The 23,674-nt window shown below is 69.2% G+C and carries 17 protein-coding genes and 2 pseudogenes; 3 read left to right on the top strand and 16 right to left on the bottom strand.

The annotated features are described in order from the left end of the window. Positions 1 to 147: 147 nt before the first annotated feature. From OHO27_RS35230 to OHO27_RS35200, 7 genes and pseudogenes are all read right to left on the bottom strand, one after another. The gene (locus OHO27_RS35230) at positions 148 to 471 is read right to left on the bottom strand and encodes a hypothetical protein (protein WP_328428992.1); all 324 of its coding nucleotides are present in this window, start codon (positions 469 to 471) and stop codon (positions 148 to 150) included. A 114-nt stretch (positions 472 to 585) separates the two neighbouring features. Next, on the bottom strand, positions 586 to 1,425 hold the full coding sequence (locus tag OHO27_RS35225) for a shikimate dehydrogenase (RefSeq protein ID WP_328428991.1): 840 nt from the start codon (positions 1,423 to 1,425) through the stop codon (positions 586 to 588). Further along, complete coding sequence (gene mltG, locus OHO27_RS35220; RefSeq protein ID WP_328428990.1) at positions 1,406 to 3,103, bottom strand: endolytic transglycosylase MltG; 1,698 nt, start codon at positions 3,101 to 3,103, stop codon at positions 1,406 to 1,408. The genes OHO27_RS35225 and mltG overlap by 20 nt, the downstream gene beginning before the upstream one ends. Positions 3,104 to 3,227: 124 nt before the next feature. Further along, positions 3,228 to 3,691, bottom strand: a pseudogene (gene ruvX / locus OHO27_RS35215) (Holliday junction resolvase RuvX). A 35-nt stretch (positions 3,692 to 3,726) separates the two neighbouring features. Next, entirely contained in the window at positions 3,727 to 6,399 is a 2,673-nt protein-coding gene (gene alaS / locus OHO27_RS35210) for an alanine--tRNA ligase (protein ID WP_328428989.1), read from the bottom strand. Next, entirely contained in the window at positions 6,399 to 6,749 is a 351-nt protein-coding gene (locus OHO27_RS35205; protein WP_328428988.1) for a hypothetical protein, read from the bottom strand. Before OHO27_RS35205 ends, alaS begins: the two co-directional genes overlap by 1 nt. Before the next feature lie 8 nt (positions 6,750 to 6,757). Further along, a complete protein-coding gene (locus OHO27_RS35200) occupies positions 6,758 to 7,213 on the bottom strand; it encodes a DUF948 domain-containing protein (RefSeq protein WP_328428987.1) in 456 nt (151 codons plus the stop codon). A 164-nt stretch (positions 7,214 to 7,377) separates the two neighbouring features. Between OHO27_RS35200 and OHO27_RS35195 the strand changes: the two are divergent. Then, positions 7,378 to 9,533: pseudogene (locus OHO27_RS35195) on the top strand (ATP-binding protein). A 29-nt stretch (positions 9,534 to 9,562) separates the two neighbouring features. Here OHO27_RS35195 and rpsD read toward each other — a convergent pair. The 5 genes from rpsD to OHO27_RS35170 all read right to left on the bottom strand — a co-directional run bounded on the left by rpsD (position 9,563) and on the right by OHO27_RS35170 (position 14,767). Further along, the gene (rpsD, locus tag OHO27_RS35190) at positions 9,563 to 10,177 is read right to left on the bottom strand and encodes a 30S ribosomal protein S4 (RefSeq protein WP_147997166.1); all 615 of its coding nucleotides are present in this window, start codon (positions 10,175 to 10,177) and stop codon (positions 9,563 to 9,565) included. Between the two features lie 304 nt (positions 10,178 to 10,481). Continuing rightward, positions 10,482 to 11,837 carry a replication-associated recombination protein A gene (locus tag OHO27_RS35185; RefSeq protein WP_328428986.1) on the bottom strand — a complete coding sequence of 452 codons (1,356 nt, stop codon included), beginning with the start codon at positions 11,835 to 11,837 and terminating at the stop codon, positions 10,482 to 10,484. Between the two features lie 45 nt (positions 11,838 to 11,882). After that, entirely contained in the window at positions 11,883 to 12,542 is a 660-nt protein-coding gene (locus OHO27_RS35180) for a vitamin K epoxide reductase family protein (protein ID WP_328428985.1), read from the bottom strand. 242 nt (positions 12,543 to 12,784) lie between these two features. Continuing rightward, complete coding sequence (gene hisS / locus OHO27_RS35175) at positions 12,785 to 14,047, bottom strand: histidine--tRNA ligase (protein WP_328428984.1); 1,263 nt, start codon at positions 14,045 to 14,047, stop codon at positions 12,785 to 12,787. A gap of 12 nt (positions 14,048 to 14,059) precedes the next feature. Continuing rightward, positions 14,060 to 14,767 carry an MBL fold metallo-hydrolase gene (locus OHO27_RS35170; RefSeq protein WP_328428983.1) on the bottom strand — a complete coding sequence of 236 codons (708 nt, stop codon included), beginning with the start codon at positions 14,765 to 14,767 and terminating at the stop codon, positions 14,060 to 14,062. Positions 14,768 to 14,947: 180 nt separating this feature from the next. Here OHO27_RS35170 and OHO27_RS35165 point away from each other — a divergent pair, with 180 nt between their 5' ends. Then, positions 14,948 to 15,793, top strand: a complete 846-nt coding sequence (locus tag OHO27_RS35165; protein WP_328428982.1) for a peptidylprolyl isomerase — start codon at positions 14,948 to 14,950, stop codon at positions 15,791 to 15,793. Between the two features lie 135 nt (positions 15,794 to 15,928). Next, positions 15,929 to 17,158, top strand: coding sequence for a DUF349 domain-containing protein (locus tag OHO27_RS35160; protein WP_328428981.1), 1,230 nt, complete (start codon positions 15,929 to 15,931; stop codon positions 17,156 to 17,158). 77 nt (positions 17,159 to 17,235) lie between these two features. Here the strand turns inward: OHO27_RS35160 and relA are convergent, their stop codons facing one another. The 4 genes from relA to secD form a co-directional block, all read right to left on the bottom strand. Continuing rightward, the gene (gene relA, locus OHO27_RS35155) at positions 17,236 to 19,770 is read right to left on the bottom strand and encodes a GTP pyrophosphokinase (protein ID WP_328428980.1); all 2,535 of its coding nucleotides are present in this window, start codon (positions 19,768 to 19,770) and stop codon (positions 17,236 to 17,238) included. Between the two features lie 364 nt (positions 19,771 to 20,134). Then, positions 20,135 to 20,674 (bottom strand): adenine phosphoribosyltransferase, encoded by a 540-nt coding sequence (locus tag OHO27_RS35150; RefSeq protein WP_328428979.1) that lies wholly within the window; start codon positions 20,672 to 20,674, stop codon positions 20,135 to 20,137. Further along, positions 20,671 to 21,795 (bottom strand): protein translocase subunit SecF, encoded by a 1,125-nt coding sequence (gene secF / locus OHO27_RS35145; protein WP_328430645.1) that lies wholly within the window; start codon positions 21,793 to 21,795, stop codon positions 20,671 to 20,673. Before secF ends, OHO27_RS35150 begins: the two co-directional genes overlap by 4 nt. Positions 21,796 to 21,797: 2 nt before the next feature. Next, entirely contained in the window at positions 21,798 to 23,558 is a 1,761-nt protein-coding gene (gene secD / locus OHO27_RS35140) for a protein translocase subunit SecD (RefSeq protein ID WP_328428978.1), read from the bottom strand. Between the last annotated feature and the right edge of the window lie 116 nt (positions 23,559 to 23,674).

Below are 23,674 nucleotides of genomic sequence, written 5' to 3'. Positions count from 1 at the left end.
CGTACGCGCGTCCTCGCGTACGTCGACGGCGTGACCAGGTGCGCGGCCCCGGCCCGCCACCTTCGATCCTCCCACGTCCCGGGTCGGTGCCCGGCCGCCGGTCCACCAGACGGACGGACGGCGGACGACGCCGGACAGCGACGGGGATCACGCGGGACGGTTGCCCTGGGGCTGCTGAGGGGCGTACGCGCCGAGGAAATCAGCACCGCTCGGCTGCTGAGCCTCCTGCGTCCGCTGCTGTGTCTGCTGCTGTGTCTGCTGCTGTGTCTGCTGCTGTGTCTGCTGCTGAGGAGCGTACGGGCCCAGATAGTCGGCGCCCCGCCCCTGCCCGTGCTGCACCGCCACCGGAACGGCCTGTCCCTGGCGCCTCGCACGCCGTCGGTCGAACTTGCGCTTCAGCTTGAAGACCCACGATCCGACGACGAGCAGCACGATCAGAACCAGCACGGGGATCTGCACCCAGTCCGGCATGAACTGCAGGATAATCTCGAATATTTCGCCCTTACCGGACGCCAGCGGCACACCAGTGAACACTGCCTGTACTCCCCCTCGAACCGCTCCGCCCCCTGCGGAACCCAGCGGATCCTAGCGGTTCGCGAGAGCGCGCTCGCCCGCTTTTCGCATGGCCTCAAGGGGCGCCGGGACGCGGCCCGTCATCTGCTCCACCTGCAGCACCGCCTGATGCACCAGCAGGTCGAGCCCGCTGACCACGGCGCCGCCGTACATCGACCAGCGCGCCGCGAGGGCGGTCGGCCAGGGGTCGTAGAGCACGTCGAACAGGGTGGCCGGGCGCTCGGGTACGGCGGCCGCGAGGGAATCCGTCGCACCGGCCGGGGTGGTCGCGATCACCAGCGGCGCGTGCAGCGCTCGGTCCGCCTCGGCCCAGTCCGCCGTACGGATCTCGACGTCGAGCCGCTCGCCCCACTGCCGCATCTCGGCGGCACGGGCCTCGCTGCGCACGTACGCCACCACCTCGCCGGTGCAGATGCGCGCGAGTGCCGCCAGCGCGGAGGACGCCGTGGCGCCCGCGCCGAGGATGGCCGCCGAGTCGACCTGTTCGATGCCGTGCTCCCGGAGCGCGGCGACCATGCCGGGGATGTCGGTGTTGTCGCCGACCAGGCGGCCGTCCTCGGTCATCACGACCGTGTTGACCGCCTCGACCGAGACCGCCGTCTCCGTGACCTCGTCGAGCAGCGGGATGACGGCCCGCTTGAGCGGCATGGTCAACGACAACCCGGCCCACTCCGGCCCCAGTTCCGCGACGAACCCGGGCAGCGCGGCCTCGTCGATCTCGAACCGGTCGTACGACCAGCCCGTCAGCCCCAGCTCCGCGTAGGCGGCCCGGTGCAGCACCGGGGAGAGGGAGTGGGCGATGGGCGAACCGAGCACGGCAGCCCGGCGGGCGTCAGTTGCCCCTGCTCTCATTGAACTTGTCCTTGAGCTTCAGGAAGTCGTCGTGGGTCTTGGCGAATTCTGTCTTGTTCACGCCGTCGGTCGCCACGAAGTAGTACCAACCCTGGTTCGTCGGATTCAGCGTCCCCGTCAGCGCGCCCTCGCCCGGGTTGTCGATCGGACCCGGCGGTAGGCCCTTCTGCGTGTACGTGTTGTACGGGTCCTTGTTGCTCTTGATCTCCGACTCGCTGATGTCGATGTTGCTCTGACCCTTCAGGTAATTGAAGGTCGAGTCGAACTGCAGGGCACCGTACGTCTCAGGGTTCGCGAGATCGAGGCGGTTGTAGACCACCTCCGCCATCTTGCGGTAGTCGTCGTTGGTCTTGCCCTCGGCCTGGACGAGGCTGGCGACCGTGATGACCTGCAGCGGGTTGTCCAGCTTGAGGGCCTTGGCCTTGGCCTCCAGGTCGAGCGCCTCGTACTTGTCGGCGGCCTGGGACACCATCTCCTTCAGCACCGCCTCGGGCTTCATGCCCTTTGCGGCGGCATAGGTGCCCGGGTAGAGGAAGCCCTCCAGCGGATCCTTGATCTCGCCGTTGCTGTTCGCCCAGCTTGGCAGTCCGAGGGTCTTGTATTTCTCCTCGGCGACCTTCTTGGTGGTCCCGGACGACAATTCGAGCTGTTCGTCGAGCGCCTTGTAGACGCTCAAATTGCGCTCGCCCGGCCTGACCAGAACGTTGTTCTGGCTTTCGGGACTGAGCATCATCTCGACGGCGCTCTCCGCGGACATCTGTTTCTTCAGCAGATAGGCGCCCGCCTGGATCTTGTCCCCGTCGGGATTCTCCTGCTGGGCGGCGACGAAGGCGTCGACGCTCTTCACGACGCCGGCCGCCTTCAGCTTCTGACCGATATCGGACCCGAACGCGCCCTTGGGGATCTCGACGCTCACCGTCTCGCTCGTGCCGTCACCCGCGAAGTCCGGAGCGTCGCTGAAACGATCCTTGTAAAACTGGTAACCGAAATATCCGACTCCGGCCACACCTGCACCGAAGACCAGCACGACCACCAGACAGGCCATGCCGCTGCGGCGCTTCTTGGGCTTCCCGCCCCGCCCGCCCCGGCGGTCACCGCGCCCCCGGCCGCCGCCCGAGTCGTCGTCGGAGCCGTCGTCCTCGTCGTCCCCACCCGCGAAGAAGGCGTGTTCGCCCTGGTCAGGGCCGGGGTCCCAGTCGGTCTCGGGCGGCTCCGGTTCGGCCTGCCGCCGGCCCGGCGGCTCCGGCGGCGGGTACGCCTCGGACGTGCCGTAGTAGTCGTGCTGCTCGCCGCCGTACGCCGCGGCCTGCTGCCCGTAAGGGTCCGCCGGGTCGGGGTACTGGACCTGCGGATGGGAGCCGGTGGCCCAGCCGTTGTTGTCGTACGCCTGCTGCCCGTGCCCCGGGTACTGCTGCTGGTCGTACTGCTGCGGGTACTGCTGTCCCTGCTGCGGGTGCTGCGGGTGCTGCTGGTACTGCTGCGCCTGGTCGTACGCGGCATGCTGGCCGGTGCCCCAGTCGCCGTAGTGCTGCTGCTCCGGATAGTGCTGCGGCTGGCCGCCGTAGGCAGCCTGCTGGCCCGCATGGCCCTGCTGCTGCCCTTCCCATCCGCCGTCCCCGTACAACGGGTCCTCCGGATGCCACGGTTCGGAGCCTTGGCCCCGGCCATACTCAGTCATCGATCCCCTAGAGCCGCGAGGCGGCGGTCACGCGGCTGCTGACGATCCGGATCCCGTCCCGCCTCTCTTTGTGCGCCGGCTGTTCGAACACCGGCGCATCGCGCGGAACGTTACCGTATCGCGATCAGATAACCACTTCGACGCTCTCCCCCGGTGCTTTACCTGACACCCGTTCGGATTCGAGCGCCTGCTGGAGGATGATCACAGCGGCCGCCTGATCGATCACCGACCGGCCCTTCTTCGACTTCACGCCAGAGGCACGCAGTCCCTGACTGGCAGTCACGGTCGTCATCCGCTCGTCCACCAGCCTGACCGGAACGGGCGCGATCATGCGTGCCAGTTCCTGGGTGAAGCCCCTGACCTTGACCGCGGCAGGCCCCTCGCCCCCTTGAGGGAGCGCGGGAGACCGACGACGACCTCGATCGGCTCGTACTCCTCGACGAGTTGCTTCAGGCGCCGGCGAGCTGCCGGGATGTCCCGGCCCGGGACCGTCTCCACCGGGGTGGCGAGGATCCCGTCGGGGTCGCAGGAGGCGACCCCGATGCGGGCGTCCCCGACGTCGACGGCCAGGCGACGGCCGCGGCGCATGCCCCGGCCGTCACCACTCGACTGTGTGTCGTCGCTCACTTGGCCGTTTCCGCCACGAGCCGCTCGACGGCGTCGACGGCGTCGCCGACCGCGGCCGGGTTCTGGCCGCCGCCCTGGGCGACGTCCGGCTTGCCGCCGCCTCCGCCGCCGAGGGTCTTGGCAGCCGTACGGACCAGGTCACCGGCCTTGAGGCCGCGCTCGCGGGCGGCCTCGTTGGTGGCGATGACCGTGAGCGGCTTGCCGTTGCTGACCGTGAACAGGGCGACCACGGCGGCACGTCCGCCCTGGATACGGCCACGTACGTCGAGCACCAGCTTGCGCAGGTCGTCGGCCGTGGTGCCGTCCGGGACCTGGCCGGTGACGACGGCGACGCCGCGGACGTCCTTGGCGGACCCGGCGAGACCGGCGGCGGCCTGCAGGACCTTCTCGGCGCGGAACTTCTCGATCTCCTTCTCGGCGTCCTTGAGCTTGCCGAGCATGGCGGAGACCTTCTCCGGGAGCTCCTCCGGGCGGCCCTTGATCAGCTCCTGGAGCTGGGCGACGACCGTGTGCTCACGGGCGAGGAAGTTGTAGGCGTCCACGCCGACGAGGGCTTCGATACGGCGCACACCGGAGCCGATCGACGACTCGCCGAGCAGCTTCACCAGACCCAGCTGGGCGGTGTTGTGCACGTGCGTGCCGCCGCACAGCTCCTTGGAGAAGTCGCCGATGGTCACGACACGGACGCGCTCGCCGTACTTCTCGCCGAACTCGGCGATGGCGCCCTGCTTCTTGGCCTCGTCGATGCCCATGACCTCGGCGTGCACGTCGAGGTCGCGGGCCAGGACCTCGTTGATCTTCTGCTCGACGTCGGTCATCACGGCCGTCGGCACGGCGGACGGGGAACCGAAGTCGAAGCGGAAGCGACCGGGCTGGTTCTCGGAACCGGCCTGGGCGGCCGTCGGACCGAGGGCGTCACGCAGGGCCTGGTGGGTGAGGTGCGTGGCCGAGTGGGCGCGGGCGATGGCGCGGCGGCGCAGCGAGTCGATCGAGGCGTGGGCCTTGGCGCCGACGGTGACCTCACCGACCTGGACGACGCCCTTGTGGACGTACACACCCGGCACCGGCTTCTGGCAGTCGCGGATCTCGATGACGGCACCGGTGTCGACCTTGATCCGGCCGGTGTCGCCGATCTGGCCGCCGCCCTCGGCGTAGAACGGGGTGCGGTCGAGGACGATCTCGACCTCGTCGCCCTCGGTGGCGGCCGGGGACGAGGCGCCGTCGACGAGGATGCCGACGATGGTGGACTCGCCCTCGGTGTCGCCGTAGCCGATGAAGGCGGTCTCGCCGACCTTGTCGGCGATCTCACGGTAGGCACCGGCGCCGGCGTGGCCGGTCTTCTTGGCCTGGGCGTCGGCCTTGGCGCGCTCCCGCTGCTCCTTCATCAGGCGGCGGAAGCCGTCCTCGTCCACGGACAGCCCCTGCTCGGCGGCCATCTCCAGGGTGAGGTCGATCGGGAAGCCCCAGGTGTCGTGGAGCAGGAAGGCCTTGTCGCCGGGCAGGACCGTGGAGCCGGAGGCCTTGGTGTCGGTGACGGCCGTGTCGAGGATGTTGGTGCCGGCCTTCAGCGTCTTGAGGAACGCGTTCTCCTCGGCAACGGCGACCTTTTCGATGCGCTCGCGGTCGGTGACCAGCTCGGGGTACTGCTGGCCCATCATCTCGATGACCGTGTCGACCAGGTCCTTGACGACCGGGCCGGTGGCGCCGAGCAGACGCATGTTGCGGATGGCACGGCGCATGATGCGGCGCAGGACGTAACCACGGCCTTCGTTGCCGGGGGTCACGCCGTCGCCGATCAGCATCACGGACGTGCGCATGTGGTCGGTGACCACGCGCAGGGAGACGTCCGAGCCGTGGGCGTCGCCGTAGGCCACACCGGTCAGCTCGGTGGCCTTCTTGATGACGGCCATGGAGGTGTCGATCTCGTACATGTTCTGCACGCCCTGCAGAATCATGGCGAGTCGCTCCAGGCCGAGGCCCGTGTCGATGTTCTGGCTCGGGAGGTCGCCCAGGATCTCGAAGTTGTCCTTGCCGATGCCCTCGCCGCGCTCGTACTGCATGAAGACGAGGTTCCAGATCTCCACGTACCGCTCGTCGTTGACGGCGGGGCCGCCCTCGACGCCGAACTCGGGGCCGCGGTCGTAGTTGATCTCGGAACAGGGGCCGCAGGGTCCGGGGACGCCCATCGACCAGTAGTTGTCCTTCATGCCGAGGCGCTGGATGCGCTCCTTCGGCACGCCGACGACGTCGTGCCAGATCCGCTCGGCCTCGTCGTCGTCCTTGTAGACGGTGATCCAGAGCTTCTCCGGCTCCAGGCCGTAACCACCCTTGTCCTGGGGGCTGGTGAGCAGCTCCCAGGCGTACTTGATGGCGCCTTCCTTGAAGTAGTCGCCGAAGGAGAAGTTGCCGCACATCTGGAAGAACGTGCCGTGCCGGGTGGTCTTGCCGACCTCTTCGATGTCCGGCGTACGGACGCACTTCTGGACGCTGGTGGCTCGGTCGAAGGGCGGCTTGACCTCACCCAGGAAATAGGGCTTGAAGGGCACCATGCCGGCCGGGACGAGGAGCAGAGTCGGGTCGTCCGCGATGAGCGACGCCGAAGGGACGACGGTGTGCCCGCGCTCCTCGAAGAAGCTCAGCCAGCGGCGGCGAATCTCGGCCGACTCCATCAGTGGTCCTCGTTTCGGTTGTGCGAGTACGTCGTCCTGTCGACGTACTTCGGGTCATTGCGGTTCTCGATGGCGGCGTACCGCCGGGGTGCGGGGAGTTCTTGGTCGACGGGGGCGTTGATGCCCAGTGCGTCGCCCAGTTCCTCCTCCCGCTGGGCCATGTTGTCGCGGACGTCGAGGGCGAAGCCCACCGCGCGGTCCTTGAGCCGGTGACCGGCCTCGATCGCCTTGTTCGCCGCGGACGCGGCGAGGCTCTCGGGGGTCAGCTGCTTCAGCTTCCGATTGACCTTGGTGGTGGCCCACACACCGGCGGCGACGCCCGTGGTGAACCAGAAGGTACGGCGGAACATGCTGGGTCTCAGTCCCTCTTTCCGCGGAGGTTTCGCTTGTCCCGTCGCGAGGCCGGAACCGTGCGGCCCACGATCACGGTACGCCGGGGCGCCTTGGCGGGCGCGTCGTCCTTGCGGCCGCCGAGGGCCCGGCGGACGCCGTAGCCGAAGGCCGCGACCTTGACCAGGGGGCCGCCGAAGGTGGAGGCGACGGTGGTCGACAGTGCCGAGGCGTTCGACGTGACCTCCTGGACGTCGGTCGCGATCGCGTCGACCCGGTCGATCTGGGTCTGCGCGGAGCGCACCGCCGTGGAGGCCTCTGCCAGGAGCGGGACTGCCTGGTCGGTCACGTCCGCGACGAGCTTGGTGGTCGCCTTGAGCGTCTGGGCCAGCCTCACCAGTGCAACGGCGAGGAAGGAGACCAGGATCGCCCAGAAGACGGCCACCAGGATCCCGGCCACCTCTCCACCGGACACTGTGTGCACCCGCTCCCTGAAACGTGCCTCTACATCGGTCTACATCGAAAAAGTCGTGCACCGAGCCTATCGCGCCGGGGATGCCGGTCCACACCGGATTACCGCCCCGTGCGCGGCCGAGTCGCGAGAGGCGATTGTACGGACCGAACACGCTTCAGTACGCTCCGTATCCCATGCGGGATCAACAGCGCGCCCACTCCCCCGAGTCCGCCGGTCCGCCCCTGGACCTCAGCACGTTCGTGGGCCGTTCGGCCGAACTCGCCGGGCTGGCCGAGGCGCTCGGAACCGTGCGGCTGGTCACGGTGACGGGGGCGGGCGGCGTCGGCAAGTCACGGCTGGCGGCGCGCGCGGCCGCGCGGTGCACGCCCCGCGACGGTGTGCGGCATGTGGACCTGGCGTCGGTGCGTGACCCGGAGTTCGTCGACTACGCCGTCGTGGAGGCGCTGGGGCTGACGGACCACACGACCCGCCTGCCCCACGAGACGCTGCTGGCGCATCTCGCCGACCGTCAACTCCTGCTGATCCTGGACGGGTTCGAGCACCTCGTGGACGCCTGTGCGGAGCTGGTGCGCGAGCTGCTGCGCCGGCTGCCGGGCCTGCGGGTGCTCGCCGTGGGGCGCAGACCGCTGGGCGTGACGGGCGAACTGCTGTTTCCGCTGGCGCCGCTGGGCGAGGACGAGGCGGTGGAACTGCTCGTGGACCGTGCGGCACAGCCCGGAGTGGTCGCAGGGGACGACGCGGACGTGCGGGAGGTGTGCCGTCGCCTGGACGGGATCCCGCTGGCCATCGAGCTGGCCGCCGGACGGCTGCGGATGCTGTCCCCGGGGCAGGTGCTGGAGCGGCTCGACGACCGGTTCCGGCTGCTGACCGGCGGCGGGCGGGATGGGTTGCCACGCCATCGGACACTGCGTACGGCGATCGGCTGGAGCCATGAACTGTGCACGCCCGAGGAACGGTTGCTGTGGGCGCGGCTGTCGGTCTTCGCGGGCCGGTTCGACCTGGAGGCCGTCGAGTACGTGTGCGGCGGCCAGGGCCTGCACTCCGACGACATCCTCGAGGTGCTCTCCCAGCTGCTCGCGCAGTGCGTGGTCACGCGTGAGGAGACACCGGCCGGCGTGCGCTACCGCATGCTGGACACGATCCGGGCCTACGGCGCCGACTGGCTGACGGCGACCGGCGACGCGGCCCGGCTGCGGCGCCGGCACCGCGACTGGTATCTGGGGCTGACGACCTGGTGCGAGCTGGAGTGGTTCTCACCTCGGCAGGACGAGGTGGCGGCGCGGGTCGAGGCGGAGCTTCCGAACCTGAGGCGCGCCCTGGACCACTGCCTGAGCGAGCCGGACGACGCGCATCTGGGCCAGTACCTCGCGGGCTCCCTGTGGTTCTACTGGGTCGGCTGCGGCCGGCTGTCGGAGGGGCGGCACTGGCTGGAGGAGGCCGTGGCACTGGACTCCGGTCATGAGCAGTCCCGCCTGAAGGCCCTGTGGGTGCTCGGCTATGTGGCGATCCTGCAGGGCGACACGGTGCCCGCGCTGGGGGTGCTGTCTCAGTGCCGTGAGGAGGCGGAACGTGCCGCCGACCCCACGGCGGTGGCGTACGCCGAGCACCGTACCGGCTGTCTGGCCCTGCTCTCCGACGACATGGAGCGTGCCGAAACGCTGCTGCGCTCGGCCCTCGGCCGCTATCAGGAGATCGGCGAGCTCAACAGCAATGTGCTGATGGGCCAGGTGGAACTGGCGATGACGCGGGCCTTCCAGGGCGACCTGCCGGACGCGGTACGCCTGTGCGAGGACGTCCGCCAGGTGTGCGAGGACCACGGTGAGCGCTGGGCGCGCTCCTACGCGCTGTACGTCCTGGCGTACGCCGCCTGGGCCGACGGCGACCTGCCCGGCGCCCGTGCGCTGCTGACGGACTGCCTCGGCAGCGCCCACTCCTTCCACGACCTGCTCGGCTCGGTGCTGGCGGTGGAACTGCTGGCCCTGGTCACCGGCGCGGAGGGCGATCCCGTGGAGGCCGCGGTGCTGCAGGGCGCCGCGGCGGGGATGTGGCCGTCGGTGGGGCTTCCGCTGTTCGGCTCGGCCTGCTTCAACGCGCCGCACGCGCTGTGCGAGACGGCGGCTCGGGAACGGCTCGGCGACGAGCGGTACGCGGAGTGCGTACGACAGGGGCGGCGCTCGGCCGGGAGGACGCCGTACGCCGGGCACTGGGGCGGCTGCCGTCGGACGCCGTGGTGTCGCCGCGAGGACCGGCACGGCATGTCACGGCGACCGTGACCATGCGAAAGCCCGCCGCCTCCCCCACCCGGAAGGGCGGGGAGACGACGGGCTGAGGCGCAGAAGTCCTACGACCGCTGAAGGATCAACGGGCGTAGTACTCGACGACGAGCTGCTCGTCGCAGATCACCGGGATCTCCTTGCGGTTCGGCTCACGGTCCAGGCGGAACGCCAGGGCCTTGAGGTTCACCTGGAGGTAGCGCGGGGTCTCACCGTCGGGGGCGAAGCCACCCTCGCGGGAGATCGAGAAGAGGGTCTTCTCACGGCTGCGCTCGCGGACCATCACGACGTCGTCGGGCTTGACGCGGAAGGACGGCTTGTCGACCTTCTGGCCGTTGACCTCGATGTGGCCGTGAACGACCATCTGACGGGCCTGGTAGATGGTGCGGGCGATGCCCGAACGCAGCACCAGGGCGTCGAGACGACGCTCGAGCTCGATGATCAGGGCCTCACCAGTCTTGCCCTGAACCTTGGAGGCACGCTCGTAGGCGCGGACGAGCTGGCGCTCGGACACGTCGTACTGCGCACGCAGACGCTGCTTCTCCAGCAGACGGACCTTGTAGTCCGAGTTCTGCTTGCGGCCACGGCCGTGCTCACCCGGCGGGTAGGGACGGGCCTCGAAGTACTTGACAGCCTTCGGGGTCAGCGCGATGCCGAGGGCACGCGACTTCTTGACCTTGGGGCGGGACTGATTCGCCACTGCTTCTCATTTCCTTGTTCTCGGCTTGTCAGGGTTGAGGGAGGTCGCATCCGCAGCCGGGGAAACCCTTGAGGTCCGAGGACCTGCCGGGCAGCCGCTCCCCTGGTCTGGGCACATACGTGCAGCACGCGAGTGGCCCACCGACCGTTCTCGTCGTGCGACGAGTGGTGGTGGGCTGCCCGCGACACCGAATCGACGGTGCGCGACGCTCCTGGAGCCGGCCTTCCGAGGAGGACCGGGCTCCGGCTGACCGTCCCGTTCTGACTGCACGGGACACAGCACTTCAACGGATTCTACAGGGTGCTCAGGAGCGCTTCCGACCGAGGTGTTTCCTGGTCCACTCCACCGCGTCCGCGTACCGCGCCTCGGCGCCGTGCCGGGTCGGGGTGTAGTACTCGCGGTCCTTGAGGGCGTCCGGGGCGTACTGCTGCTCGGCGATGCCCTCGGAGAGGTCGTGTGGATAGACGTACCCCTGCGCATGTCCGAGCTTGGCGGCGCCCTTGTAGTGCCCGTCGCGCAGGTGGGGCGGCACCGGGCCCGCCATGCCCTTGCGTACGTCGTCCATGGCGGCGCCGATCGCGGTGGTCGCGGCGTTGGACTTGGGTGCGAGGGCGAGGGCGATGGTGGCGTGGCTGAGGGTGAGGGCGGCCTCGGGGAAGCCGATCATGGCGACGGCCTGGGCGGCGGCGACCGCGATCGGCAGGGCGTTCGGGTCGGCCAGGCCGATGTCCTCGCTGGCGGAGATCATCAGGCGGCGGGCGATGAAGCGGGGGTCCTCGCCGGCCTCGATCATCCGGGCCAGGTAGTGAAGGGCGGCGTCGACGTCGGAGCCGCGGATGGACTTGATGAGGGCGCTGGCCACGTCGTAGTGCTGGTCGCCGTCGCGGTCGTATTTCACCGCCGCCCGGTCGACCGTCTCCTCCAGGGTCTGGAGGCCGATCTGCGGCTCGCCCTTGTCGAGCGCCGCCCCGGCTGCCGCCTCCAGGGCGGTCAGGGCGCGGCGGGCGTCGCCGCCGGCGATGCGCAGCAGGTGCTCCTCGGTGTCCTCGGGGAGCGCGACGGCGTCGCTCAGTCCCCGCTCGTCGCTCAGTGCCCGCTTCAGCAGGCCTCTGACGTCGTCGTCGGTGAGGGGTTCGAGGGTGAGCAGCAGGGAGCGGGACAGCAGCGGGGAGATGATCGAGAAGTACGGGTTCTCGGTGGTCGCCGCGATCAGGGTCACCCAGCGGTTCTCGACGGCCGGGAGGAGGGAGTCCTGCTGGGCCTTGCTGAAGCGGTGGATCTCGTCGAGGAAGAGGACGGTCTCCTTGCCGAAGCCGCCGGTGGCACGCCGTGCGCCCTCGATGACCGCACGGACCTCCTTCACCCCGGCGGTGATGGCGGAGAGCTCGACGAAGCGCTTGTTGGTGGCCTTGGAGACCACGTACGCCAGGGTCGTCTTGCCGGTGCCGGGCGGACCCCAGAGGATCACCGAGGACGGTCCGGCGGGCCCGCCGCCGGACTCGCCGACGAGTCTGCGCAGGGGCGAGCCCGGTTTCAGCAGGTGCTGCTGGCCCACGACCTCGTCCAGGGTGCGCGGGCGCATGCGCACCGCCAGGGGACTTCCGGCTGGGTCCTTCTCCTGGCGTTCTTCTGCGGCGGCGGTGAACAGGTCGGGCTCCACGTTGCAAACCCTAAATCACCGCACTGACATCGACGTCCGAGCGGGTCAGGCGGCCCAGAGCTGGCTGCCCCAGCGGGTCAGGATCAGCATGACGATGACACCGCAGTGCGTCACCGGGAGCACCCAGGTGAACTCGGCGAGGAAGTTCTTCAGCGGGCGCGGCGCGGGCAGGAAGCCGTTGCGGACGTTGAAGGAGGTCACGTACCAGAACATCGTGATCGTCGCGGCCCAGGCGAGCGAGCACCACAGGCACAGCGCGTTGATGTTGTACAGCGACTGGTACATCAGCCAGGTGCAGAAGACGACGCCGAAGAGCGTGCCGAAGTTGAAGGTCAGCCAGTACCAGCGCGGGAAGCGGGCGCGGCTGAGCAGGCTCATGCCGACGCAGATGACCATGCCGTAACAGACCAGTCCGAGCATCGGGTTGGGGAACCCGAAGACGGCCGCCTGCTTGCTCTCCATGATGCTGCCGCACGATACGATCGGGTTCAGGCTGCAGCCGGGCGTGAAGGTCTTCCCCTCGGCCTTCGCCTCGAGGATCTTGAACTTGTCGATCGTGATGACCCACGCGGCAAGCACGCCGGCCGCGCCGGCGATCACCAGCATCAGGGCGAACGCACGGCTGCTGCCCGCCGAACCGGGCGACGCCTCGGCGCGCTCCGGCTCGGGCTCGGTGGAGACGTCCTTGACTGTCGTCTTGCTCATCACGCCGATTCCGTCACTTGAGACTTGGAGTTTCTCCGGACAGGGCACATTGTGCCGTACACGCACGCCTTCCCACCGTTCGCTGGGGATAAGGAAATACGCGCGACCGTCACGAGGGGCACCGTTCAGGACACCGTCGGGACGCCTTCAGAGCGCCTTCAGGACGGCAGAAGGGCGGCAGAAGGGCGGCAGAAGGGCGGGCACCGCTTCGGTGCCCGCCCTCTTCCGAACCTCTCCGAAACTCAGCCCAGTCGGGCTTCCAGTTCGGCCACGATCTCGTTGACACCGACTGCCGCCTGCTCGCCGGACTCCATGTCCTTGAGCTGGACGACGCCCTCGGCGAGGTCACGCTCACCGGCGACGATCGTGTAGCGGGCGCCACTGCGGTTGGCGTTCTTCATCGCGCCCTTGAGGCCCTTGTTGCCGTACGAGAAGTCCGCCGCGATGCCGACCTTGCGCAGCTCGGTGACCTTGGCGAACAGCACCCGGCGGGCCTCCTCGCCGAGCGGTACCGCGAACACGCTGGTGGACGACGGGAGTTGGAGCTCCACGCCCTCCGCCTCCAGGGCGAGCACCGTGCGGTCGACACCGAGTGCCCAGCCGACGGACGGCAGGGCGGGGCCGCCGATCATCTCGGACAGCCCGTCGTAGCGGCCGCCGCCGCCCACCGCGGACTGGGAACCCAGGCCGTCGTGGACGAACTCGAAGGTCGTACGCGTGTAGTAGTCCAGACCGCGCACCAGCTTCGGGTCGTCCTCGAAGGCGACGCCGACCGCCGTGATCAGCTCGCGGACCTCCTCGTGGTACGCCTTGCAGGCGTCGCAGAGGTAGTCGCGCAGCAGCGGGGCGCCCCCGAGCTGCTTCTGGACCGACTCGCGCTTGTCGTCCAGGACACGCAGCGGGTTGATGTCCGCCCGGCGCAGGGTGTCCTCGTCCAGGTCCAGGCCGCGCAGGAAGTCCTGGAGAGCGGCCCGGTAGACCGGACGGCACTCCTGGTCGCCCAGGCTGTTGAGCAGGATGCGGAAGTTGCTCAGGCCCAGCGAGCGGTAGGCCTGGTCGGCCAGGATGATCAACTCGGCGTCCAGCGCCGGGTCCTCGGCACCGAGCGCCTCGGCGCCGACCTGGGAGAAGTGCCTGTAACGGCCCTTCTGGGGGCGCTCGTAGCGGTAGTAGGAGCCGGAGTACCAGAGCTTGACCGGGAGGTTGCCCGCCTTGTGCAGGTTGGCCTCCAGGGCCGCGCGCAGGACCGAGGCCGTGCCCTCGGGGCGCAGGGCGAGCTTGTCGCCACCCTTGGTCTCGAAGGCGTACATCTCCTTGGTCACGATGTCGGTGGACTCGCCCACGCCGCGAGCGAACAGCTCGACGCTCTCGAAGCCGGGCGTCTCGATGTAGCCGTAGCCGGAGTTGCGCAGGGGAGCCGCGATCGCCTCGCGGACGGCCAGATACCTGGCGGAGTCCGGCGGGATCAGGTCGTACGTGCCCTTGGGTGCTTGAAACGTGCTCACGGAAGTCTCTCGTCACATTCCTCGTCGGGGAGCCTCGGGAGCTCCCGGGCCGGCGGCCACCTGCCGCAGATAGGGGTTGGTGGCACGCTCCTGGCCGATGGTCGTCTGGGGGCCGTGGCCGGACAGCACCACGGTCGAGTCGTCGAGCGGCAGGCACACGCGGGCCAGCGAGTCGAGGATCTCGGCCATGTCACCGCCGGGCAGGTCGGTGCGTCCGATGGAGCCGGCGAACAGCAGGTCGCCCGAGAACAGGATCGGCGGGATGTCCGCCGCCTCGGGCAGGCCGAAGGTCACCGACCCCTTGGTATGGCCGGGCGCGTGCGCGACGGTGAGCTCCATCCCCGCCAGCGCCAGCTTCGCGCCATCGGTCAGCTCCTTGACGTCGTCCGGCTCCCCGACGGTCAGCTCGCCCATCAGCTGCATGCCGATGGACCGGCCGAGCGCCTTCTCGGGGTCGCTCATCATGTACCGGTCCTCGGGGTGGATCCAGGCCGGCACGTCGTGCGCACCGCACACGGGGACGACCGAGGCCACGTGGTCGAGGTGGCCGTGGGTGAGGACGACGGCGACGGGCTTGAGCCGATGCTTCTTCAGCGCTTCCTCGACTCCTGGGGCCGCCTCGTGGCCCGGGTCGATGATCACGCACTCCTCACCGGCGGCGGGGGCGACGAGATAACAGTTCGTCCCCCAGGCCCCGGCGGGGAACCCGGCAATGAGCACGATCGTCCTTCGTTTGTGTCGACACGGGTGGTTTGTCGGCGGGCTCCGCCTGACGTCAGAGCCTACCGGCGCTGCCGATTCCTCAGCGAACCCATATACGGTACGGGGCACACGCAGGCAGTCGGCTCACCGGACGCACGCGTACCGGTCGACACCCACGACGCATGAGGAGAGAACCCGGTGGTCAGCCAGGAACAGCGGCGGCGTCAGCTCGCCCGGGAGAAGTTCTTGCGGCAGCAGCAGCGGCGCACGTCCGCCCGGCGCAAGTCGCGGATGCGCAACTCGGTGATCGCGTCGGTGCTCGGAGTGGTCGTCATCGGCAGCCTCGCGCTGTACACGACCGGGGTACTCAAGGACGACGGCACCAAGAAGGAGAACGCGGGCGCGGAGGTCAGCCCCACTCCGACCGGCAAGGCCCCGGACCCGTGCGAGAAGCCCGCCGCGGGCAAGGTCAAGACGGCGACCTGGAAGAAGGAGCCGGAGCTGACCGTCGACAAGTCCGCGAAGTACGCGATGAAGCTCGCGACGACGTGCGGTGACATAGACATCGCGCTGAAGGCGTCGGCCGCGCCGCACACCGTGAACTCGTTCGCCTTCCTCGCCGGCAAGGGCTACTTCGACCACTCCAAGTGCCACCGGCTCACGGACAGCGGCATCTACGTGCTGCAGTGCGGCGACCCGCAGGGCACCGGGATGGGCGGCCCGGGGTACACGATTCCGGACGAGAACCTCAAGGACGCGAGCCTCAAGGGCAACGTGTACCCGGCGGGCACGGTCGCGATGGCCAACCAGTACAACGCCCAGACCAAGGAGGGGCGCAACACCGGAGGAAGCCAGTTCTTCCTCGTCTACCAGGACAGTCAGCTCCCGCCCGACTACACACCGTTCGGCACTGTGTCCGAGGCGGGCATGAAGGTCCTGAAGAAGATCGCGGACGCCGGAGCCCAGCCCGCCGATCCCACGACGGGGAACACCGCCCCCAATGCGACGGTCGTCATCAACAAGGCGACGGTCGCGAAATCCTGACCCCCAACTGCGGAACTTCGGTCGCGCGGGATGCGGACAGGCAACCCGTCGGTCGCCTATGTTGGCCGTGACGAAACTGTGGACGATGCCCGGGGGAACAATGGCCCCTAGCAGGCATCATGTGGAGGAGGCGCTGTGAGCAGCGACCCGTGGGGCCGCGTCGACGAGACGGGGACCGTGTACGTGCGTACGGCCGACGGCGAGCAGGTTGTCGGCTCTTGGCAGGCAGGCACTCCTGACGAGGCCCTGGCCTATTTCGAGCGCAAGTACGAAGGCCTGGTTGTCGAGATCGGCCTCCTCGAGAAGCGAGTAAAGACCACCGACCTGTCGGCGAAGGACGCCCAGACCGCGATCGATCACATCCGTGAGCAGGTCGACGCCCATCACGCGGTCGGCGATCTGGATGCCCTGCGGACCCGCCTGGACAAGCTGGTCGAGACGGTCGGCAAGCGTCGCGAGGAGCGCAAGCAGCAGCGGGCGAAGCAGTCCGACGAGGCCCGGCACTCCAAGGAGGCGCTGGTCACCGAGGCCGAGGAGCTGGCGCAGTCCGACCAGTGGCGGGCCGCCGGTGAGCGGCTGCGGGCCCTGGTGGACACCTGGAAGGGTCTGCCGCGGCTCGACCGCAAGTCGGACGACGAGCTGTGGCACCGCTTCTCGCACGCCCGGTCGGCGTTCTCCAAGCGCCGCAAGGCGCACTTCGCGCAGCTGGACGCGCAGCGCGAGGATGCCCGCAAGACCAAGGAGCGGCTGGTCGCCGAGGCCGAGTCGCTGTCCGGGTCGACCGACTGGGGCCCGACGGCGGCTCGTTACCGCGAGCTGATGTCGGAGTGGAAGGCCGCGGGCCGCGCCCAGCGCGAGCACGAGGACGACCTGTGGAACCGCTTCCGCGGCGCCCAGGACATCTTCTTCGCCGCCCGCAGCTCGGTCTTCGCCGAGCGGGACGCCGAGCAGGCCGAGAACCTGAAGCTGAAGGAGGAGCTGGCCGAGGAGGCCGAGAAGCTCCTGCCGATCGGCGACCTGAAGGGCACGCGTGCCGCCTTCCGCACGATCAACGAGCGCTGGGAGGCCATCGGCCACGTGCCCCGCGACGCCCGCCCGAAGGTCGAGGGCAGGATGCACGCCGTCGAGCGTGCCATCCAGGACGCCGAGGAGAACGAGTGGCGCCGGACCAACCCGGAGGCACGCGCGCGTGCCGAGGGGCTGACCGGTCAGCTCCAGGCCGCCGTGGACAAGCTGAGGGGCCAGATCGAGCAGGCCCGCGCCCAGGGCAACAACGCCAAGGCCGACAAGCTGGAGCGTGAGCTGGAGGGCCGCCAGGCGCTGCTGGACCAGGCCCTGAAGGGTCTTCAGGAGTTCGGCGGCTGACACCCGGTCACACCCGGTCGATACGCGAGAGAAGGGGCTCCCCGCGGGGAGCCCCTTCTTCGTCCCTGATACGGCGGTTACGACCGGCTGCGCGCCGACGTCACCCGGTACACGTCGTAGACGCCCTCGACGCCCCTGACCGCCTTCAGGACGTGCCCGAGGTGCTTCGGGTCGCCCATCTCGAAGGTGAAGCGGGACGTGGCGACGCGGTCGCGGGAGGTCTGGACGGCCGCGGAGAGAATGTTGACGTGCTGGTCGGACAGGACGCGCGTGACGTCCGAGAGGAGCCGGGAGCGGTCCAGGGCCTCGACCTGGATGGCGACCAGGAAGACCGAGGACTGGGTGGGCGCCCACTCGACCTCGAGGATGCGCTCGGGCTCGCGGGACAGGGAATCCACGTTCACACAGTCGGTGCGGTGAACCGATACTCCACTGCCGCGGGTGACGAAGCCCATGATCGGGTCGCCGGGGACCGGCGTACAGCAGCGGGCCAGCTTGACCCACACGTCCTCGACGCCCTTGACGATCACGCCCGGGTCGGCGCTGGAGCGGCGCTTGCGGCTGCGGCCGCGGGCCGGCGGGACCGACTCGTCGATCTCCTCCGTGGCGGCTTCCTCGCCGCCGAGGGCCTGGACGAGCTTCTGCACGATGTTCTGTGCGGAGACGTGCCCTTCGCCGATCGCCGCGTACAGCGCGGAGATGTCCGCGTAGCGCATCTCGTGGGCGAGCGTGACGAGCGAGTCGCCGGTCAGGATGCGCTGGATCGGCAGGTTCTGCTTGCGCATCGCGCGGACGATGGAGTCCTTGCCCTGCTCGATCGCCTCGTCACGGCGCTCCTTCGAGAACCAGGCCCGGATCTTGTTGCGGGCACGCGGCGACTTCACGAAGCCGAGCCAGTCGCGGGAGGGCCCCGCGCCGGGTGCCTTGGAGGTGAAGACCTCCACCAAGTCGCCGTTGTCCAGGGTGGATTCGAGCGGTACGAGCCTGCCGTTGACCCGCGCTCCTATGGTGCGGTGGCCGACCTCGGTGTGGACGGCGTACGCGAAGTCGACCGGGGTGGCGCCCGCGGGGAGCGCTATGACGTCGCCCTTCGGAGTGAAGACGAAGACCTCGTTGCGGGACAGGTCGAAGCGCAGGGACTCCAGGAACTCGCCCGGGTCCTCGGTCTCCTTCTGCCAGTCGAGGAGCTGACGCAGCCACGCCATGTCGTTGAGGTGGTCGTCCTTGCCCTTGCCGGACGACTTGGGCGCGTCGGAGCGCACCTTGGAGGCGCCGGCGACGGCTTCCTGCTTGTACTTCCAGTGCGCGGCGATGCCGTACTCGGCGCGGCGGTGCATGTCGAACGTACGGATCTGGAGTTCGACCGGCTTGCCGTTGGGGCCGATGACCGTCGTGTGCAGCGACTGGTACATGTTGAACTTGGGCATCGCGATGTAGTCCTTGAACCGGCCGGGGACCGGATTCCATCGCGCGTGCACGGTGCCGAGGGCGGCATAACAGTCGCGGACCGTGTCGACAAGTACACGAATCCCCACCAGGTCGTAGATCTCCGCGAAGTCACGTCCGCGGACGATCATCTTCTGGTAGACGCTGTAGTAGTGCTTCGGGCGGCCGGTGACGGTCGCCTTGATGCGCGCGGCCCGCAGGTCCTGCTGGACCTCGTCGGTCACTATGGCCAGATACTCGTCACGCTTCGGTGCCCGCTCGGCCACCAGCCGTACGATCTCGTCGTACATCTTGGGGTAGAGGATCGCGAAGGCGAGGTCCTCCAGTTCCCACTTGATGGTGTTCATGCCGAGGCGGTGAGCGAGCGGCGCGTAGATCTCCAGCGTCTCGCGCGCCTTCTTCTCCTGCTTCTCGCGCTTGAGGTAACGCATGGTGCGCATGTTGTGCAGGCGGTCGGCGAGCTTGATGACCAGGACGCGGGGGTCCTTGGCCATCGCCACGACCATCTTGCGCACGGTCTCGGCCTGCGCGGCCTCGCCGAACTTGACCTTGTCGAGCTTGGTGACGCCGTCGACGAGCAGTGCCACTGAGTCACCGAAGTCACGGCGGAGCTGGTCGAGGCCGTACTCGGTGTCCTCGACGGTGTCGTGCAGCAGGCCCGCCATCAGGGTGGCCGGATCCATACCCAGCTCGGCGAGGATGGTGGTGACGGCGAGGGGGTGCGTGATGTACGGGTCGCCGCTCTTGCGCTTCTGGCCGCGGTGCCAGCGCTCGGCGACCTGGTAGGCCTTCTCGATCTGGCGGAGCGTGGCGGTCTCGATCTTCGGGTCGTTGCTGCGCACTATGCGCAGCAGCGGCTCGAGCACCGGGTTGTACGGGTTGGAGCGCTGGACGCCGAGACGGGCGAGGCGGGCACGGACGCGGTTGGAGGAGCCGGTGCGGGCGGGCTGGCCGGTGTTCGGGCGCACTGCCGGTGCCGGGCGCTCGGGCGGGGCGGGCTTGGGTCGCGTCTGCTCGGCCGGCTTGTCGACGGGCGCGGACTGGGCATGCTCGACCGCCCCACGCGCGTCGTTCTTCGCGTGCGACGCGTTCGGCGCGGGCTTCGCCGTGGGCCCTGAGGCGGACTCGGGCTTGGCGGCGGTCAGGTGCTGGGCCTCGTCTGGCAAGAGGGCTCCTCGTGCGCGATCCGGGTCCCCCGGTCAGGCTCCGGAAACCCCATGGTAGCGATCCTGCGCCCCGGGATCGCCTGCAGCCGGATGTGAGGACCGTCTACCGGAGAAACGCAAGAGGCTGCCGCCGGATTCCACGGCGCCGGTCAGGACGGTGTCCGGACGGTGGCGTGGGGGTTGCGCGGGTCTGGCACGGGGGTCGCGTACGCCTCTCACGCACGACCCGCATGCATCGGGCAGCGGGGTTTCACGCCATCCAGGAGAGGGAGGCCGGGGGCGGGCGGCGGGCCCGACATGCCGGATGCCGCGCCCCTGTCGTGCAGGTGCGCGGCATCCCGTGCTGCTGTGGGTGTTCCTCGGATCAGACCGTGAGCAGTGACTCCAGCGGGGCGCCCGCCAGGGTCGGTTCCAGACGGGCTCGGCCGCCGAGGAAGCCGAGTTCCATGAGGACGGCCAGGCCGGCCACCTCGGCGCCGGCCCGGCGGATCAGCTGGACCGAGGCCTCCGCGGTGCCGCCCGTCGCCAGGACGTCGTCGATGACGAGGACACGGTCACCGGCAGCCAGGTCCTCTGCGTGGACCTCGATCTCCGCGGAGCCGTACTCCAGGTCGTACGCCTGGCTGAGGGTCGCCCCGGGGAGCTTGCCGGCCTTGCGTACGGGGATGAAGCCGACGCCCGCGCGGACGGCGACCGGAGCTCCGAGGATGAAACCGCGGGCCTCCAGGCCGACGATCTTCGTGGCGCCGGTTTTCCCGGCGATCTCGGCCAGCGCGTCGGTGAGCGCCGTGAACGCCGCCGGGTCCGCCAGGAGCGGGGTGATGTCCTTGAACATCACACCCGGCTCCGGGTAGTCCGCCACGTCACGGATACGGCTGAGCAGCAGCTCCCTGATGTCCGTCATCGCCGCTTCCCCGAGGGTCGGCCACGGCCCCGGTTGCGGGCCGCGGGCTGGTTGCGGGGCCCGACCACCGCGGGGGTGGCGTCGTCGGGCTCGTCGTCCAGCAGCCCGTCGCCGGCCGGGGCGTCCGGGGACTCGCCCTGCGCGGCGGACTGTGCCCGCTTGGCGAGGACGCGCTTCCTCAGGGCCTTCATCTGCGGCTCGCGCTCCTTGAGGTCGGCGACGAGCGGTGTGGCGATGAAGATCGAGGAGTACGCACCGGCGGCGAGACCGACGAACAGCGACAGCGAGATGTCGTTGAGCATGCCCGCGCCGAGGAAACCGCCACCGATGAACAGCAGGCCCGCCACCGGCAGCAGCGCGACCACCGTGGTGTTGACGGAGCGGACCAGGGTGCTGTTGATCGAGCGGTTCGCGATATCGCTGTAGGTCCAGCGGGTCTGTTTCGTGATGTCCTTCGTCTGCTCCTTGAGACTGTCGAAGACGACGACCGTGTCGTAGAGCGAGTAACCGAGGATCGTCAGCAGACCGATCACCGTGCCCGGTGTGACCTCGAATCCGACGAGGGCGTAGATACCGACCGTGATCGTGATGTCGTGGATCAGTGCGACGAACGCCGCGAGTGCCATGCGCCACTCGAACGCGATCGCCAGATAGATCACCACAAGGACCAGGAAGATCCCCAGGCCCTGCCAGGCCTTGTTGGCGATCTGCTCACCCCAGCTGGGACCGACCAGCTCGCCGGTGACGTCGCTCTCCTCGACGCCGAGCTTCTCCGCCAGCTCCGCCGAGACCTTGTTGGCCTGCGTGGTGTCGATGCCCGCGACCTGGATGCGCAGCGTGGCCTCGTCGCCGTCGCCGAGCTTCTGGACGATCGCGTCGTGGCCGGACGCCTCTTCCGCGTACTCCTGCGCCTGGGACACCGAGACGCTGGTCTTCGGGGTGTTGAAGACGGCCCCGCCCTGGAACTCGATGCCCATGTTCAGGCCGCGCACCGCCAGGCCGACGATGGCCGTGATGGTGATCAGGATCGAGAGGCCGTACCAGAGCTTGCGGTTGCCGACGAAGTCGTAGCCGACCTCGCCACGGTGCAGTCGGGCGCCGAGGTTGCCGAGCTTCGACATACTCACGCCTCCTTCGGGTCGACAGGGCCGGCGGGGTGAGCGGGACGGCGGTTACGGCGCAGCGGCGGCTTGGCACCCAGTCGCTTGGGATCGAGACCGGACCAGCTGTGGCCACTGGAGAAGAACTTGCTGCGGGCCATGAGCGTCAGCAGCGGCTTGGTGAACAGGAACACGACGACCACGTCGAGCAGGGTGGTCAGGCCGAGCGTGAACGCGAAGCCCTGGACCTTGCCGACGGTGACGATGAAGAGCACCGCGGCGGCGAGGAACGACACGAAGTCGGAGACCAGGATGGTGCGCCGGGCGCGCGGCCAGGCACGCTCGACGGCGGGCCGCAGCGAGCGGCCCTCTCGGATCTCGTCCCGGACGCGTTCGAAGTACACGATGAACGAGTCCGCTGTGATGCCGATGGCGACGATGGCACCGCAGACGGCCGGCAGGTTCAGCGCGAAGCCGATGGTCGGGCCGAGCAGCGCCATGATCGTGTAGGTCAGGGCCGCGGAGATCAGCAGCGAGAGGAGCGCGATCAGCGACAGGCCGCGGTAGTAGACCAGCAGGTAGATGACGACCAGGGCGAGACCGATCGCACCGGCGATCAGACCGGCCTTCAGCTGCTCACCGCCGAGCGCGGCGGTCACCGTGGTGACGCTGTCCTCCTGGAAGGACAGCGGCAGGGCGCCGTACGACAGCATGTTGGCGAGGCTCTGCGCCGACTCCTGGTTGAAGTTGCCGGAGATCTCGGCGCTGCCGCCCGTCAGGGCTTCGCGGACGAACGGGTCGGAGACGACCTCGCCGTCCAGCACGATGGCGAACTGGTTCTGCGGGGACTGGTTCTGTGCCAGCTTGCCGGTGGTGGCGGCGAACTTCTTGCTGCCCTCGCCCGTGAACTTCATGTTCACGGTCCAGCCGGCGCCGGTCGTGGTCTGGAAGGTGGCCTGGGCGCTCTTGACGTCCGTGCCGTCGACCTCGGCGGGGCCGAGGATGTACTTCTGCCACTGGCCCTGCGAGTTCTGACCGCAGGCGACGGTGGGCTCGGTGGGCTTGGCGCCGTCACCGGCCTTGGCGCGGGCGGCCTTCTTCGAGCAGTCCAGCGCGGCGTACTGCGCTTCGAGCTTGCTGGTCGAGGAGTCGCCGGAGGGGGTGCTGCTCGCGGACGGGGAGCCGCTGGAGGAGGCACTCGTGGACGGCGTCGGGTCGGCCTTCAGGGCGTCGGTGACCGCGCGGCCCTGCGTGGTGGAGCTCGCCGAGGGGCTGGTCGAGCCGGAGGGAGAGGCCGAGGAGGTCGCCTTGTCGGTGGAGTCACCCGACGCGCTGCTGGAGGCGCTCGGCGAGGGGGTGGGGGTCGCACCGCCGCCCGACACCTCGGTGGCGACGACCGGCCGGAAGTACAGCTTGGCGGTGGTGCCTACCTGGGCCCGCGCTTCCTTGGAGTTCGTGCCCTTGGGGATGTTCACGATGATGTTCTTGTTGCCCTGGGTCTGAACCTCGGACTCCGAGACACCAAGACCATTGACACGGCGCTCCATGATCTCGACCGCGGTGTCCATGTTGGTCTTGTTGATCGCGGATTCCTGGCCAGGCTCGGCAACCGCGCGAAGCGTGATGCTCGTGCCGCCGGCCAGGTCGATACCGAGTCGCGGAGTGGTGTGCCCCGAGGCGAACATCCCTCCGGTGAGCGCCGCGATGGCGATCAGGATGAGGGCCAGCGAGCGCCCTGGCTTGCTCTGGGCGCTCGCGTTCCGGCCCTTCTTAGGTGCTGCCACCTTCTCGTACTCCCTCTCGGGCCGCCTCGCTCCGGATCAACAGGCGGGCGGCCATGACATGGTGTCGGGATCCCGTGCGAGCTCAGCATGCCCGGGGGCGCGCAGGCGTGGCCCGC

Source organism: Streptomyces sp. NBC_00443 (genome assembly GCF_036014175.1).
Classification (GTDB): Bacteria; Actinomycetota; Actinomycetes; order Streptomycetales; family Streptomycetaceae; genus Streptomyces.
The sequence above is the reverse complement of the archived record's forward strand: the minus strand, read 5'-3'. Positions and strand labels throughout refer to the sequence as shown.

Coding starts and splice junctions, on each gene's coding strand:
- OHO27_RS35230 (WP_328428992.1), bottom strand. CDS start 471: ATGCCGGACTGGGTGCAGATCCCCGTGCTGGTTCTGATCGTGCTGCTC.
- OHO27_RS35225 (WP_328428991.1), bottom strand. CDS start 1,425: ATGAGAGCAGGGGCAACTGACGCCCGCCGGGCTGCCGTGCTCGGTTCG.
- mltG (WP_328428990.1), bottom strand. CDS start 3,103: ATGACTGAGTATGGCCGGGGCCAAGGCTCCGAACCGTGGCATCCGGAG.
- alaS (WP_328428989.1), bottom strand. CDS start 6,399: ATGGAGTCGGCCGAGATTCGCCGCCGCTGGCTGAGCTTCTTCGAGGAG.
- OHO27_RS35205 (WP_328428988.1), bottom strand. CDS start 6,749: ATGTTCCGCCGTACCTTCTGGTTCACCACGGGCGTCGCCGCCGGTGTG.
- OHO27_RS35180 (WP_328428985.1), bottom strand. CDS start 12,542: ATGAGCAAGACGACAGTCAAGGACGTCTCCACCGAGCCCGAGCCGGAG.
- OHO27_RS35150 (WP_328428979.1), bottom strand. CDS start 20,674: ATGACGGACATCAGGGAGCTGCTGCTCAGCCGTATCCGTGACGTGGCG.
- secF (WP_328430645.1), bottom strand. CDS start 21,795: ATGTCGAAGCTCGGCAACCTCGGCGCCCGACTGCACCGTGGCGAGGTC.